Below are 16,819 nucleotides of genomic sequence, written 5' to 3' on the forward strand. Positions count from 1 at the left end.
TGAAAACGATGAAGCGAATTATAAACATGGCTGTGCTTACGGCAACGATTCTATCAGTGACAGGATGTAAAGATGTATTGGAGACACCGACCAAATCGTCTCTAGACGAATCTATTATTTTTTCTTCGCCTGCTTTGGCGGAAGGCGTTATTCCGGGAATTATTCAGTCTTTTGGTGAGACCAACTCCTATCGGGGGCGTTATCTGGTTTATTATGGCACGAATACCGATGTGGAGGTGCACAATTCTCTTAAGTCTATAGATGACGATAAGTCTAGATTGGGTAATTACAATACGAATGTTTCGAATGGTCAAATGAATACGACTAACAATGCTTATGCAAAATTCTATGAGGGGATTGAGCGAGCGAATATGGCGATTCGAGGGTTGCGCACCTATGGCGAAGTCGAGACAAACACACAAATGGCACAGATTCTCGGCGAAGTGCTGGTTCTCCGAGCGGTATTGTACAACGATTTAATCAAAGGTTGGGGCGATGTACCGGCGCGGTTTGAGCCGATCAAGACAGAAACGACCTATTTGCCGCGAGTCGATCGGGACACGATTTATAAGCAATTGCTGATCGATCTAGAAGAAGCGGCAAATTTACTGCCTTGGCCGAATGAATCCTCCAAAACGTCCTCTGTCGAGCACGCGAGCAAAGCATTTGCGAAAGGGCTTCGGGCAAGACTGGCATTGGCCGCCGGAGGTTATGCACAACGGTTGGATGGCACGGTACGGCTAAGTCAAGATCCGGATCTTTCGAAGGAGAAGATGTATGCACTGGCTAAGCAGGAATGTCTGGATATCATTAACAGCAATACCCAACAGTTATTGGGGTTTGAAGATCTCTTCCGCCGCTTTAACCAAGAAAACTTGGCAGCGGGTGGCGAGTCCATGTGGGAAATTCCCTTTAGTGAAGGACGCGGACGCGTTATTTTTGACATGGGTGTAAAGCATCTTAAGACGAACCAGTATACAGGACAGAACCGAGGGGGTACAGTTGGTCCGAACCCAATCATGCTATATGAATTTGACCAAGATGACGCTCGGCGCTTTGTTTCGGTAGTTCCCTACGAATGGGATCGTGCGGGCGATGTAGCAGATGCTGGTGCGTTTCAGATACCTTCCGCTTTGGGACGTTTGTATTTTGGCAAGTATCGGTATGAATGGATGAATAGACGCGTCACGTCGACTAATGACGACGGTCTTAACTGGATGTATATGCGTTATGCCGATGTGGTCTTAATGGCTGCTGAAGCTATTAACGAGCTAGATGGCCCGCAAGCGGCAGCCCCTTATTTGAAAATGATCTTGGATAGAGCGTTTCCGACCAATAGTGATAAGGCGACAACCCTATTAGCAGAAGCTACAGCATCAACAACAACGTTTTTTAATAGTATTGTCGACCAACGTGCATTGGAGTTCACGGGCGAGATGTTACGTAAAGGGGATCTTATCCGTTGGAACTTACTTGGTACGAAACTGGCTGAAGCAAAGGAAAAGCTGGAACAATTGGAAAATAGAACGGGAAAGTATGCAAATCTTCCCGAAAAAATTTACTACCAAATGAATGGCGATGAGGAAACTATCACCATCTATGGTCTGAACTTTGGTGACACGGATGCACAGGGAGCGGCATTAAACTACCCGGAGAGCAAAACGTGGACGACAGTCGCAAATGAAAATGAAACAAAGCTATGGAATGCACTGGTTTATCCGGGTAAAGACCCGAATAAACAACAGTACTGGCCTATATGGGAGGTTTTCATATTCGGCTCCAACGGTATGTTAGATAACAAACATTTAAACCTTTAATGTTTTGAAATTATGAAGTGTATGAAAATATTATGGTTTTTAGCAATCCTAGGAGGACTGGGAATGTCATCCTGTAAAGAAAATATTTTGCAGGAAATTACAGCGTTAAATCTCGATCGTGCCTTGTCACCTACCGACTTAACGGCGCAGGTGGTCGATCGGTTAAGTGTGCGGTTGAATTGGAAAAAAGTCAATAATGCGGAGTTATACGCGATAGAGATTTATGAAAATTCAGATTTTACGGGGTCAGCTGTTAAAACCGTTGCCGACGTGACGGTGGATCAACTACCCTATACCATTTCTGGACTTGATGGGGAGACGATATACAGTGTACGTGTGAGCGCTGTTGGAGAAGGTATTGAAAACTCGAAATGGACTACAGCGACGTTTGAGACCGGTATAGAGCATATTTTTAACGAGATTGATCCAGAAACATTGACAGTGGAATCGGTGACATTGACGTGGCCAGCGAGAGAGAAGGCCAGCGCAGTTGTCTTAATGCCGGGGGAAATTCTGCATGAGATAACATCGGCTGAGTTAGCGGCTGGTGTAACAACAATTACAGGGTTATCCAGCGATGTAACTTATACTGCTACACTGATGAATGGCGAAAAGAGACGAGGACAGCTTACGTTCACCACGCTACTCGGTGGTGAGGGTGTGACGAAGGTCACAACCGGCGCAGACCTTCTGGCAATAGTAAACGCAGCGGCAGATGGTGCTATACTTGCGATTGAGCCGGGCACGTATGTGGTCAATGGCAACTTAAACATCGGTAAGACTATATCGGTTCGAGGGTATAAGCCACATGATAGACCGATTATTCAAGGCGCTATCTTTAAAGTCTCTGGTAATGCCGGACTGGTACTCCGAGACCTGGTGTTTGACGCGACGGGTGCTGGTAGTGATCAGGCAATTGTTTATAATGAAGATCTCGATAACCCGTACGGCGATTTCCTAATGCAAGACTGTGAGGTCAGAAATTACGTGAAAGGTATATTTTACGTGAATAAAAAAGCTAGAATCGCGTCTGTTACTTTTAGAAATAACCTCATCTATGATATTGAATGTGACGGAGGAGACTTTATAGATTTCCGAAAAGGTATCGCCGACATATTTACTTTTGTGGATAATACAGTCTATAATAGCGCCGCAGCACGTGATCTGTTCCGTATGGACGCGGGGGGATCTGACAACTTTGGCTCCGTGGAAAGTAAAATTATGATTACCCAAAATACCTTCTACAACACGATTAATAATAATGGGAAAAGATACCTGTATATCCGGTTGGCGAATAACAGTATATCATTCACGAAAAATCTAATCGTTTCGAGTGAAGGGTATTATACAAATCAAGGTGCAACAACTATTACCGAACTTTCGGGAAATAACTACTATAATGCTCCGAATTTCACGGCAAGCTCACAATCAAACGCTAAAAACGATACGGGAAATTATACATCCCTAAACCCTGAATTTACAAATCCAGAGAATGGCGACTTCACGGTCAATAACCTAGATTTGAAACTAAACGGAGTCGGCGCCGCGCGCTGGCGTTAACCGATAGTATACAGAGAGAGCTGCATCACCGATTGATGCGGCTCTTTTAAAATAGGTATCAAGATCTATTCTCCTCACTAAAAACAAGCCGGTTGGAATAAGCTAATAATGATATATAGATGAAAAATAATATAAACTTTCGAATAAAAAACATCGTATTTCCTTGGATTGGAATATGTCTACTGTGGGCAACCATAGGGTGGGGGAAAGATATGCCTACAACGGAGGTGCCCGTAATAACAAAAGAAGAGGAAGAAATTCTGCCGCCGGAGCAGACAGAGCCTCCTGTAGCATTTCCGGGAGCGGATGGTTATGGCAAGATGACGACAGGTGGTCGTGGCGGGAAGGTTATTAAAGTGACCAACTTAAACGATGCCGGCGCAGGGAGCTTACGTGCAGCTATTGAACAGTCCGGTCCACGGATTATTGTTTTTGAAGTTTCGGGAAATATTAAGCTGAATAACAGGTTACGTATCAGCAATGGGGATGTCACGATTGCCGGGCAGACGGCTCCTGGAGACGGTATCTGTATACAGGATCATGAAATGGTCATTGCAGCGGATAACGTTATCCTTCGATTTTTACGTTTTAGAATGGGGGACCTGACCCAAAATGAGCAGGATGCCCTGTGGGGACGTCATCAGAAAAATATCGTTATTGATCATTGTTCGATAAGTTGGTCTATTGACGAATGCTCGTCTTTCTATGCCAATCAGGATTTTACGATGCAGTGGTGCATGCTGTCGGAAAGCCTGAATCAATCTTTTCACGAGAAAAACGATCACGGCTACGGGGCAATATGGGGAGGCAACAGAGCCACTTTTCACCATAATCTGTTGGCTCACCACAACAGTCGGAATCCACGCTTCGATGGCGGCAACCGTCCGGGCACCGGCGGCATGAGTCCGGTTGGCGAAGATCAAGTAGACTACCGCAATAATGTTATTTATAACTGGGGCGCCAACTCCGCTTATGGAGGCGAAAACGGGGCGTACAATATGGTAAATAATTATTATAAGCCGGGCCCGGGCACGCGTAATAATCCACGTCGGATTATGCAGGTTTCTAAAGAAAGTTCTGCTGAATACGCACCTGGGCATGGGGTGTTCTTTATTGAAGGAAATTATATGTGGAATAATGCCCGCGTCACCCAAAACAATTGGGCTGGGGTAGACTTAAGTGGAGGTGTTGCGCCGGCAGCTGTGCAGGCTGATCAACCCTTTCCATACATAGCCTTATCAGTAGAGCATACAGCCGAACAAGCTTTCGATGCGGTGTTGGAAAAGGCAGGGGCTTCCTATAAACGTGATGCGGTAGACGCGCGTGTAGTGCAAGAGGTGCGGGATGGCACAGCAACCTACTGCGGCTCGAAAACGGGCTATGCAGGCATCATCGATTCACAGGTGGATGTGGGTGGTTGGCCTGTTTTGGTACAAACGACACCTTTAATCGATACCGATGGAGATGGTATGCCCGATGCGTGGGAAACGGCTAACAACCTCGATCCAAATGTACCGAATGCTAATGGAAGGGATTTAAGCGAGGTATATGATAATATCGAGGTGTATTTCAATAGTTTGGTGGAAGGATTGTATTAGGTATCCAATATCTTTTTTATTACCACTAAACGACTTTACTTTTGCACAATCTAATGACTACTCCGCGAAAAGGAGTGACGTGACACAGTTCGATTTACACTACAAGGGCGTTGCCGGCAACGTTTGCACTGTTTTTTATACTATTTTGTATGTATTCACCTATCAAATACTTATAGTTGTAAAAGCATAATTAATAAACCGAATATAAATATAAGCCTCGTTCAGATGAAGAAGTTAATCATATTGATATTTTCCGTTTTTTTCGCCATACAAACTTTTGGACAAAAAAATTATGTTCAGATGGCCGATTCGGACATGAAGCGTAACCCAGAAGCCTGGATGATTGATTTTTCAAAAGCACTGAAATGGAACTACTGCCATGGTTTGGTGATGCAGTCTATATTACAAGTTCATGATAAGACGGACAACCCGAAATATTATGAATATGTGTATGATTATGCAGATACCATGGTGAATGCCGATGGAACGATCAAGACGTATAAACCTTTGGAGTATAATATAGATCGCGTCAATACTGGCAAAATTCTCTTCCCAATCGTAGCTAAGACAAAAGAGGAACGATTTAAAATCGCATTGGATCTTCAACGGGAACAGATGCGCGCACATCCCCGTACGAAAGACGGGAGCTTTTGGCATAAAAAAGTCTATCCGCATCAAGTATGGCTGGATGGACTGTATATGGCCGGCCCATTTCTGGCTCAATACGCGAAAGAAAATAATGAAACAGCTTTATATGATGATGTAGCCCTGCAGATTGTGGATGTTCGGAAATATTTATATGATGCGAAGACTGGACTATACTTCCATGGTTGGGACGAAAGTAAACAGCAACGTTGGGCAGATCCGAAAACTGGTCTTTCTCCTCACTTTTGGTCGCGTAGTATTGGCTGGTATATGATGGCGATTGTTGACGTGCTGGATTTTTTACCGGAAAATCATAAGGATCGACCCGCCATTATTAACATCTTACAGGAACTGTCCGCCTCGATCGAGAATTTCAGAGATCCGAAAAGCGGGATGTGGTATCAGGTCACCGATTTAGGAGGGCGAGAAGGGAATTATCTAGAATCAACGGGCTCCATTATGTTTATTTATTCGTGGATCAAAGGTGCCAAAAAAGGTTATTTGGACAAGGCATATCTAACAAAAGGAGAACATGCATATGATCAGTATTTAAAGCGGTTCGTCAAGACAGAAGCAGACGGCTCCTTATCGATCACCGATTGTTGTTCAGTTGCCGGGTTGGGAGGTGAAAAAAACTATAGAGACGGAAGTTTTGTATATTATATTTCCGAGCCTATTCGGGATAATGATCCTAAAGCGATCGGGCCTTTTATTATGACGAGTGTATTGTTGGATAGGTAGGATTAGTTATCTTTATAGGGTATAACTAAACTTATTAACACATGGTTGATTGTAGAACCTTTATTGCACTCGTCCTTATTCAGTTCGTTGTCTTCCCGTCGATAGCCCAATCGGAATATTCACGTCATATTGCCTATGACAGCTTAATTACGAAAGCGAAGGAACAGGATAAGCCGATGTTCTTTTTGGTGCATCAGCGAAGCGAGCAGTTTTCTCCCTATGATGGTTTCTCTTTATCTAAAAGAACGAAAGAGATGCTCCGTGAGGCATTTGTTTCGGGTATCGTACGGGTTGCCCCGGAAGAATTTAACCACCCCCTATCGAAGGCGTATCACCTTCGTACGCCTATATATTTCTTTACCGATAAAGATGGTTATCCGATATTGCGCTATAACAAGCAAATTAAACAGGAGGATACCTTGCTGAAACTGATTGACTCTGCGAAAACCCTCGCGGAGGGTGAGACGATGGGAAAGCTGTTACAGCAGTATAAAAAAGGTCTCCGCAACCAATTGTTGTTACGGAAGTTGCTGAAACAATACCAAATCTTTGATCAGTATGCAGATCAGCAGGTATTGAATGACTATGTCTCTGGGCTTACAGTGCAGGAGCTGAATAATTTTGAAACGGTGGTATTTCTGCTACGTTGCGGACCCACGTATGATAGCCCGACCTATCAATTAGCTTACACCAACCGCAAAATGGTAGATAGCCTCTATGCGACCTTGCCTCTCCCGACCCGCAAAGAGATAAACGGGCGTATACAGCGTCAAACATTTCGGGAGGCACTGGATAAAAAGAACTTTGCTTTGGCCCAAAACTTGGGAAACCGCGTTGCGAATACTTGGCAATCAAATCACCTGCGAGGCAATATAGCCCGAAGTTACTATCCGATGAAGTATTTGCAGCTTTGCCGAGATACCGTACTGTATCGCTCCTATGCAAAGAATTATTATAACACTTATTTCTATCGCCTAGACCAAGACTCCTTAGCCAAGGTGGATTATGCCAACAATCAAAATATGAATATTCCGAGAAGAGGATTCCTGTTGGACAGTGTCGAAAATCTAGGCTTTCAGAACTGGTTGGAAAAGTATCGTCCGCGGTACGTGAAAACGCAGGTGGATCAGTTAAATTATGGGGCGAATCAACTGCTAAGCTATGGGAAAGATAATCCGGAGACATTATTCGACGGCATCCGCTGGATGCATAAATCTGTCGTGCTACTCCCCGACCGCGGGCAATCGCACCATATCCTCGCAAAATTGCTATATCAAGTGGGTTTTTACGCAGAAGCAGAGGCTGCACAGCGGCGTGCGGTTGAGCTGTATAGACCGCAGAAGCATTACTATAAGCGGATGCAGGATGTATTGAAACAGATGGTGAGCCGCTCGTGGAGCGGAATCTAAATTCGTGCTTTTACTGTTGGGGACGCGGATCCATATTTAATGAAATCGGCAACGTATAGGCCACACGGACCGGAACACCACGTTGATAGCCCGGCGACCATTTTGCTGACTTTTTGAGCATTTCAATGCCCGCGGTCGCGGTGCCGTGTCCTAGATCATTTACGATTTCAAAATCTATTGGATTACCCGCTGTATCAACCACAAAACGAAGGATGACTTGTCCTTTTACGCGGGCCCGAATAGCTTCTTTTGGATAGCGATAATGCTGTGCCGCAAACCGCCGAAGATTTTCTACACCGCCTGGGTACGCTGGCTGGACATCTCTTTCCTTGTAAGGAAGGGTTGTACCGATACTATCGGTGCTAACGCCTCGGGTAACGATTCCCTTCTCGTACCATTCCTCAAAGCGGTATTTTCCTTTTCGAAACGACCCCTCCCAGCGGCCTTCCCGTAGGCCTTCCCTGTACATTCCTTTTTCGAAATCGATGCCGTTGTCGTGGGGAAGCACGATGTCGCCGTTGCCATCCTGCACTTGTATGCTACCTATGGAGTCCGCATAGTAGAGCAAGAGCTTATTCGTCCCATCCCATGCTGGTCGCTTCTGTCCTTCTTGCGGTTTTAAATAGACCTTTATTTCTTTTAAAGTGCCGCTTTCGTAGTAGCGATGGACCGTATCGATACGCTTATTGTCGGAATAATAGGCGGTGGCCTCCAGCGATCCGCTATTATAATAGGTCTCTACCAAGCCTTCCAGGCGCAGTCGCATAGGGTCAAGTGTCTTTACCCAACCATGACGCTTCAAGTTGCCGTTTTGATAATAGTCATTAAGTTCATATAGTCCCTGCTCGCTTGGCTTTATACGCAGTATGCTGGTATATTCTGCTGAATCCTTATGTGCGGTACGACCGCCATTTTTAGTGACGTAGGACACTATGGTTTCCTGTGCCTTTGATAGCGGGGAAGCGAAAAGACAAAATAAGAACAAACCAAATTTATATAGATCGGTTATCAGGAGCTTCATATATCAGTTTAATTTATGTAATGTTGATTTTTTCATTAAAATAGAAAAAATAATTATGTTGGAGAGATAGAATCCCAAATAATTATAAAGTTAATCATCTTTTTTGTTTTTCACCACATCGTGTTTGTCACATATGCACAAGTTCCGATTTCGAGAGATGCGCCTTTCCACACCGTTGAAGAAGGGGGTTGTTACCACCCATGCCGCTCAGGAAGCGTATCATTTGGTTTTGCAACATGCAGGGTGTTCAAAGCAACGCGATAGTATTGATCTACGAATCGTTGAAGAAACGAAAAACGGAACAGCGACATATTTCGGTAGCATTTCTTCAGACGCTAAAAATTACCCCGGACTTATAGACGTTCGATGACGTAAAGTCTATAGGCGCAACAAGTGCATGGCGCGATTTGACCGCAAAGTCACGGAACATAATCCATAGCTCAATTAGCATACTAGCTTTGCTCTTGGACAAAACAGAAATGTACTGTGCAGGCATTCACATGTACATGTACAAAGACACGACGAAATATAGGAGATACCTCAGGATGTCTACCTTCTTTCCCGCTTGCTGCAGAAAAAGGGGAAGTAGGGAGCAGGAATTAGAGGCGCTAGCCAAATTTAGAACGCTCTGCTTGAAAAAGTGGGGCGTTTTTTTGATTGTTTAAAATATTTTTTAGTACTCAAAAGTACCTTTACGAGCTTTTAAATGGAGTTGGGTCGGGCTTTTCTATTATATTCAGGACAGTACAGGATAATGTAATCGGTTGCATCTAATATCTTTGGAAGTAATAGGAGAGAGGGAAGTATTGCTTTCATTTCTTTTATAGGTAACCAGTATATAAATCAGTTAACCAAATGAAAAGATTAGACCTAATTAGGGGGATTTTTATCCTATTATTTTTTGTCTTCAGCTCTGCTTCGCAAGCACAGGAGGTGTTATCCTTTCCCGGTGCGGAAGGATATGGTCGATTTGCCGAAGGAGCAAGGGGACATGCCGCTCCGAGTGTGTATTTTGTAACCAATTTGAATGATAGCGGACCCGGCTCGTTTCGCGACGCGGTGAGCCAGCCCGGAAGATTTGTTATCTTCAAAGTCAGCGGAATTATTGAATTAAAAGATCGTATTGCAATTGCCGCTAACACGACCATTGCGGGGCATACGGCACCCGGAGATGGCGTTGTACTTTACGGTCGAGGGGTCTCATTTTCGGGCTCTTCGCATACGATATCGCGTCATCTTCGGATTCGCGCAGGTGTCAACAAAGGAGCAGGAAAGAACGAAGATGCTTCTGGAATTTCCAATGGGAGTAACATTATGCTTGATCATATGTCATTTACCTGGGGGCTGGATGAAGTTTTTTCGATTAACTGGGATAACAAAGGCTTAGAGCCAGATAATATTACGATCCAAAATAGTGTTATTGGACAAGGGCTACATCGGCACAATCATTCTGCTGGAGGTCTAATACAGACAGGAGGAAAGATTTCTATCCTTAAATCCTTATATCACAGTAATAAAACTCGAAACCCAAAGGTTAAAGGCGTAAACGAGTTTGTAAACAATGTGGTATACAACTTTGGTAATGCAAACACGACTTATTCGGACCATAGCATTTCGGCCGATGCCTATATTTTAGGTGGCGAGTCTGCAGGTGAGTCGAACGTAACAATTCTGAATAATTACTTCGTGGGTGGCCCCTCTACTCCTACAGGCAAAGCTACCCCCTTTTCGAGAGGAAATGGTAATTTTAATCTCTACCAATCAGGAAACTATTACGATAACAACCAAAATGGTAGCCTTGATGGCGAGCTGATCGAACAGAATTCCACTTGGTATCCCGGTATTGAAACTGCTAATTTTAAAACAGCAGCAGACTATTTGACTTACCCCTCGATCAATCCAAGTCTTAGTGCGCAAGATGCTTATCAGTATATTATCGATAACGTGGGTGCTACACTTCCCAAAAGAGATCAGGTCGACGGCTTTTTGGTTACCGAGTTAGAAAGTAAAGGTACTCAGGGCTTTTATACGTATAGGGAGTCTGATTTACCGTTAGCTAACGGAGGTGTAGGTACGTTTGATGGAGCTCCATTATTAGTCGATACGGATGGTGATGGAATACCCGATGAATGGGAAACCCGTCTAAATCTAGATAAGGATGATGCCAGTGATGCGTTAAAGCCCTCTTCGGATCCGGCATATGCAGGTTACTTAAATATTGAAGTTTATATCAATCTTCTTGCAGAGGAGGCACCAGACGACAGTTTTGTTCGCCCGGTGCGTCAAGTGGCGGCGGTAGGCGAATCTTTTGAGGTAGAGCCAGCATATAGTAAAGTAACGTTGACTTGGGAAAATGCCCAAGAAAGCAACCTGATAATTGAACGTTCGGTTGACCAAGAAAATTGGACGGTACTCACTACCCTAGACCCCAATATAGCGACTTACTTAGATGAGAGCGAGTTGATCCCCAATACGCTTTATTATTATCGTTTTAAGTCTGTCGTGGACGAAGAGGAATCCGTCTACACGAATTTTAGTTATCGAACACCAGCTATACCGACTGCTCCCGAAACGGTCAAAAATCCACAGCCCGCTTCTGACGCTTCATTTGTGATGTTGACCAATGGTGCTCTTGAAGTAAAATGGGAGGGAAGTCAAAACACGACTTCTTACGAAGTCTTTTTGGGTGAGACTACAGATAATTTAATGAAGGTTTCTACAGAACAGCTCGCGCAGCCTAGTTTTACACTATCGAGCCTAGTAAACGATAAGACCTATTTTTGGCGGGTAGATGCGATCAACGATAAAGGTAAGACCACTGGAGAGACATGGTCATTTACAACTGAAAAGGTCTTTGAACCGCAATTGGTCGGCCACTGGACATTTGATGAAACAGAGGGAGAGAACGCGACGGTTCTGCTCGATCATTCCACTTTTGCCAATCACGGTGTCTTGTCGCATAACATAGAAGATGGGGTGAATTTACGTATTGACGAAGGTATTTCAGGAAGAGCTATCAACCTGAAAGACGGCGATAAATCCACCTATGCCGCAAATATTCCGCATGCTGATCACCTGTTCCTGAGCAATTCGTCTTTTACCTTAGGATTTTGGATGAAAGGAAGTGCTGAAGACAGACCGGAAGCGGGCGCGAGTGCCTATTTGTTTTGTAAAGGATCCATCAGTAAAAATCCGGAAACGGGTGCTACCGGTAACCGATTTAATCTGGAAATTAAAGACGCCCAATTTCGTTTTGCTATTGATAACGATGCGCTTGGGAAAGATGAAATCTACGCCAACAGTGCCGACTTCTTCACCGACGAATGGGTGTACGTAACGGTAGTTCGAGATGTAGAGAACAAGCTGCTGAAGTTTTATAAAAACGCAACTGAGGTTAAACAAGGAAATATTACCAAAGCGTTATACGGAATTGGCGAAGAGTCAGATCTGGTAATTGGAAATATTGGTGAACTGGAATTCCTTAAACAGAATACGGTAAATAGTGCTCCCTACGGAGGACAAATGGATGAAGTTAAGCTGTTTAACTATGCCTTGACGGAAGCGCAAATAAAGTCAGAATATACGGCGCTGTTAGGCTTAATGCCACCGCATACGCCTACACCTATCGCTGGAGGTGTGTCTGATCGTAACGATGCGGCGACAGTGACTTGGGAGGGTGGCGAGAATGCGACGAATTTCAAAGTTTATCTGGGTACCAGCGTAGAAAATTTAGCACTTAAAGAAGAGATCGCAGGCACAGAGCTCACTTATACGTTTGAAAACCTTACGCCTGGAGTGACCTACTATTGGAAGATAGAGGCCGCGGATGGGACTTCCGCTGAAACAAGCGAAGTGTGGTCATTTACCACAAATGCCAAAATGCGAGAACTTATTGCACATTATAGCTTTGATGATGCGGAGCAGTTGGGTAAGGACTACAGTAAGTACGCTAACCATGCGGAAACTAGCGGTTTCGAAGCAGTCCCTTATACTGCTGAAGGTAAGTTAGCGGGAGCAGCCGATTTTGCAACAGCAGGTGATGCCGCGCAAAAGCGGTTGACAGCAGCCTCAAAAGACCATAATGTGTTGGGACAGGAATCCTTTACCATATCGTATTGGATGAAGGGTGCTGCGAATACCTATAACCCCTCGGCAAATAACGCCTACATCCTACACAAAGGTGCTTTTAATAAAAATGATGGGGGATTGGGTAAATGGTTTGGCTTGCAGTTGCATCACAATGGCAATCTTACTTTTTCCATTGATGACGATGTGACGAAAAAGGATGCAGGAATTGCGACCGCCACTGCTAATCTCTTTAATAATGAGTGGAACCATGTGGTAGCTACGCGCGACGTGACGCAAAAAACAACGTCTCTGTATGTCAATGGTGAGCGGGTAAGTCATGCAACAGACGTGGCGACCATTGATATAGGCGATCCGAATAGGGCACTAATAATTGGCAACTCAGCCGAGAACAGGTCATATCGGGATCTGCTTGATGAACTTAAAATTTACAATTACGTACTCAGTGCGGAAGATATTCAACGTATCGGCACGCAGTTCGTTCCTGTGGTCAAGACGAGCAATGTTTTCCCGACTCATGAAAGCACCGAAGTAGACCATACCGACTTGACGCTAAGCTGGGAAGGTAGTGAGGATAATTACAACGTATATTTGGGTGAATCTCCTGATGATTTAACATTGTTATCAGCTGAAGCAACGAGTGCATTAACTTTTGAGCTTGAAAATGATTTAGATGGCTTGAAAACGTACTATTGGCGAGTGGATGCGATGCGCGATGGAGAAGTTATCGAAGGGGATGTCTGGACATTCGAAACGAAGGCCAAGACTACAGGCAAGGAATTACTTGCATATTACAGCTTCGATGATCCGGAACAGATCGGTAAGGATTATAGCAGGTACAAGAATGACGCAGCAGCAAATGGTTTTGAAGCTACGCCTTATATAGCTGAAGGTAAGTCTTCCGGTGCAGCCAATTTTGCTGTAGCAGGTGATGCCGCACAAAAGAGATTAACGGCTCCGGCAAAGGCGCATAATACGTTAGGGACCCAATCTTTTAGTATATCGTATTGGATGAAGGGAGATGAAAACACGTACACGGTTGCGGCTAATAATGCTTATATGGTTCATAAGGGCGCCTTTAATAAAAATGACGGCGGACTTGGGAAATGGTGGGGTATCCAATTAAGCCACAACGGTAATATTAATTTCGCTATTGATGATGACGCAGCTAAAACGGATAATGCAACGAGTATAGCCTCGAATAATTTATTCAACGGACAATGGAACCACATAGTGGCCACCCGGGATGTGGAAGGTCGAACGACTTCGGTATATATCAACGGAAGCCGGGTGAAACATGTAGAGAATGTGAATACGGTAGATATCGGTGACGTAAATAGAGCGTTGGATATTGGTAATTCCACAGAGAATAAATCGTATAGGGATCTGATGGATGAGTTGAAGATCTATAACTATGCGTTATCGCAAGAAGATATTACCCGCTTATTTGCAGAGAATGTACCGACTTCAAAAGCACAGGCTGTTTTTCCACTTCATGAAAGTGTAGGTGTTGACTTTGCCGATGTGACACTAGAATGGGCAGGAGAGGAAGATAAATACAATGTTTATTTTGGCGAGTCTCCTGAAGAATTAGAGCTTGTTGCTGAAAACAGCATGCTGCGTATGTTTAATATTGGCGAAATTCAAGGAGACAACAAAGCCTATTATTGGCGAGTCGACGCAATTAGAGATATCGAAGTTATACAAGGCGACGTCTGGACGTTCCAAACGATGCCCGATAACCGTGATAAACCAGTTATTACTGAACAGACTTTCGAGGTGCGGGAAGATGTATTAACAGATAGTGAGATTGGGCAGATGGAAGGATGGGTTTTTACCGGTGCAGAATTGGGCAATTGGAGATTGGATAGTTTTGATGACCCCAATGGCAATGGTGTTGCTCCTGTGACGATTGACCCTGCAACGGGTATGGTATATGTAGACGATGTGGCCGACTTCAACGTAGGGCTGGCAGAAGAGGTCACATTTCATGTTTTAGTCAATAATGGTGACTTCGTCAGTGATCCTACGCCGATTACGCTTCAGGTATTATTTGTGAATGAAGCGCCTTCTTTTGAAGTTGAAGAGAACATCGATATCTGTAATGTAAGTGACGTTATGCAAATCCCCCTCACAAATATTAGTGCGGGTAAAGAAACAAACCAAGAGTCAGCGCTGCAGCTAACAGTTCAAACACTTCAAAATTTCCTTTTTGAAAGTCGACCAATAATAGATACGCTCGAAAATGACGACGTAGTAATAAGTTTTATACTCATAGACGAGGTACAAGGTTTAGTTCCCCTGGATATCACGATTAATGATAACGGCGGTACCGAAAATGGTGGAGTGAACACGTTCACGAAACGCATTCTATTAAATATCAATTCTATTCCGGAAATCCAAATTGTGGCTAATCCGTCGCTCAGCGTACTGGAAAATAAGGAAGTTACCTTGTCCGTTTCTCCAGGATTACCGAATGGATATACTTACCGCTGGTACAAAAATGATGAACTAGTGGGCGAGCAGCCTTTCGTCGTGGTCGAAGCTTCGGTAGATGCGGTCTATCGGGTTGAGGTGACGACTCCAATCGGTTGCACAACCGAAGCAACATTAGCGCTAGATGTGATCGGGCAGGATAGTGACCTAAAGCTTGAGATCGGTAATTTTTTAACACCGAATAACGATGGGGTCAATGATTTCTGGGTCATCAAGAATTTGGATCTGTACACGCAGAATGAAGTAAGTGTTTTTGATTCAAGCGGAAACATCATCTTTACGAAGCGCAACTATGCCAATGATTGGAATGGTGTATCTGTTGCGGGCAGACTGGCAACAGGGGTCTACTATTATAAGGTAGTGGTAGACGGAGAAGTATTTACGGGAAGTATTAGTGTAGTGAATTAACCGATAAACGCAAAAAAAATTATGAAAATTGTTAATTACAGCTTTTTAACGGTGTTATTTGTAGGGTTGATGCTCGGAGCGAGTGTCGCCCAGCAATCTCCAATCGTATCAAGCTACTTTCAAAATGATTATTTATTTAATTCAGCACAAATTGGTGTAAATGGCACGAAGGCCGTAGATGCCATTATCCGGATGCCTGTAGGTCAACTTAAAGATGACATGAAAGAAAACTATTTACATGTCATGTACGGGTTTGGTCGAAATGGCGTAGGTGCCGGTTTTCGGACCAATCGGGTTGGCGCATTTAATTTGACCGAACTCAATGCCTCCTACGCCTTTCATCTTCCGTTGGATGGTGATTCAAAATTTTTGAGTATGGGCACAAGTATCAAATTTTTACGTGAGCAGATTAATACGGACAAAATTGTCGGTGACCCGAATGATCCGGCTATTGCATACTACAATAATGATCCTAATCGGATGGATTTTAACCTGGGTCTAGCCTATAATTCGGACAACGTTGTTGTGAGTCTGGCTGTAAATAATTTGCTTAAAGAACGGCATAATTTCTTGGTGAATCCGACGCCCTTTATCTATTCCAGTGTACGGTACAACTTGCTGTTTGAAGATGTGTCAGTGAGTCCGGTAGTCGCATACCGTCGCATGTTGAATGATCAGGATATTTTTGATTTCGGAACGTCTGTAGGCTTTGACCAATTGTTTAGCACATACCTCTTTTATCACACGTCCAAAAATTTTAGTGCAGGAATTTCCACTAAAGTGAAAAATGTGTATTTCAATCTAGGGTACGCGACTACAACTGCTGGTGTACAAGGGATAGGAAGACAAGGACTGGATATAGGGCTACGTTATGCATGGTAATATTTTTTCGATTTCAGGATAGTACAGGATAATGAAACCGATTGCATTTCGTAAGCTTGCATATACCATTTGTAAGTGAGCCGGTTATTTATGATAAAATTACGATAACGATATTAATACAATAAGAAACTAATCAATATAAGGAACATTAAATAT

At 43.8% G+C, this 16,819-nt stretch carries 9 protein-coding genes; 8 read left to right on the forward strand and 1 reads right to left on the reverse strand.

All coding sequences use genetic code 11. From position 1 onward, the window contains the following. Nucleotides 1–8: 8 nt before the first annotated feature. The 5 genes from FAZ19_RS04305 (at nt 9) to FAZ19_RS04325 (ending at nt 7,770) form a co-directional block, all read left to right on the forward strand. Nucleotides 9–1,817: a RagB/SusD family nutrient uptake outer membrane protein gene (locus FAZ19_RS04305; protein ID WP_136819348.1), complete on the forward strand. Its 1,809-nt coding sequence runs from the start codon at nt 9–11 to the stop codon at nt 1,815–1,817. Nucleotides 1,818–1,838: 21 nt separating this feature from the next. Continuing rightward, nucleotides 1,839–3,377: a DUF4957 domain-containing protein gene (locus FAZ19_RS04310; RefSeq protein WP_169305562.1), complete on the forward strand. Its 1,539-nt coding sequence runs from the start codon at nt 1,839–1,841 to the stop codon at nt 3,375–3,377. 119 nt (nt 3,378–3,496) lie between these two features. After that, nucleotides 3,497–4,975, forward strand: a complete 1,479-nt coding sequence (locus FAZ19_RS04315) for a pectate lyase (protein ID WP_136819350.1) — start codon at nt 3,497–3,499, stop codon at nt 4,973–4,975. 225 nt (nt 4,976–5,200) lie between these two features. After that, nucleotides 5,201–6,361 carry a glycoside hydrolase family 88/105 protein gene (locus FAZ19_RS04320; protein ID WP_136819351.1) on the forward strand — a complete coding sequence of 387 codons (1,161 nt, stop codon included), beginning with the start codon at nt 5,201–5,203 and terminating at the stop codon, nt 6,359–6,361. 41 nt (nt 6,362–6,402) lie between these two features. Continuing rightward, nucleotides 6,403–7,770, forward strand: coding sequence for a hypothetical protein (locus FAZ19_RS04325; RefSeq protein WP_136819352.1), 1,368 nt, complete (start codon nt 6,403–6,405; stop codon nt 7,768–7,770). Between the two features lie 10 nt (nt 7,771–7,780). Here the strand turns inward: FAZ19_RS04325 and FAZ19_RS04330 are convergent, their stop codons facing one another. Beyond that, on the reverse strand, nt 7,781–8,791 hold the full coding sequence (locus FAZ19_RS04330; protein WP_136819353.1) for an energy transducer TonB: 1,011 nt from the start codon (nt 8,789–8,791) through the stop codon (nt 7,781–7,783). 133 nt (nt 8,792–8,924) lie between these two features. Here FAZ19_RS04330 and FAZ19_RS04335 point away from each other — a divergent pair, with 133 nt between their 5' ends. The 3 genes from FAZ19_RS04335 to FAZ19_RS04345 all read left to right on the forward strand — a co-directional run bounded on the left by FAZ19_RS04335 (nt 8,925) and on the right by FAZ19_RS04345 (nt 16,663). After that, entirely contained in the window at nt 8,925–9,161 is a 237-nt protein-coding gene (locus FAZ19_RS04335; RefSeq protein WP_136819354.1) for a hypothetical protein, read from the forward strand. A gap of 485 nt (nt 9,162–9,646) precedes the next feature. Continuing rightward, the gene (locus FAZ19_RS04340; protein WP_136819355.1) at nt 9,647–15,781 is read left to right on the forward strand and encodes a LamG-like jellyroll fold domain-containing protein; all 6,135 of its coding nucleotides are present in this window, start codon (nt 9,647–9,649) and stop codon (nt 15,779–15,781) included. A gap of 21 nt (nt 15,782–15,802) precedes the next feature. Beyond that, on the forward strand, nt 15,803–16,663 hold the full coding sequence (locus tag FAZ19_RS04345) for a PorP/SprF family type IX secretion system membrane protein (RefSeq protein ID WP_136819356.1): 861 nt from the start codon (nt 15,803–15,805) through the stop codon (nt 16,661–16,663). The last annotated feature ends 156 nt before the right edge of the window (nt 16,664–16,819 follow it).

This window comes from Sphingobacterium alkalisoli (genome assembly GCF_005049105.1).
GTDB lineage: Bacteria > Bacteroidota > Bacteroidia > Sphingobacteriales > Sphingobacteriaceae > Sphingobacterium > Sphingobacterium alkalisoli.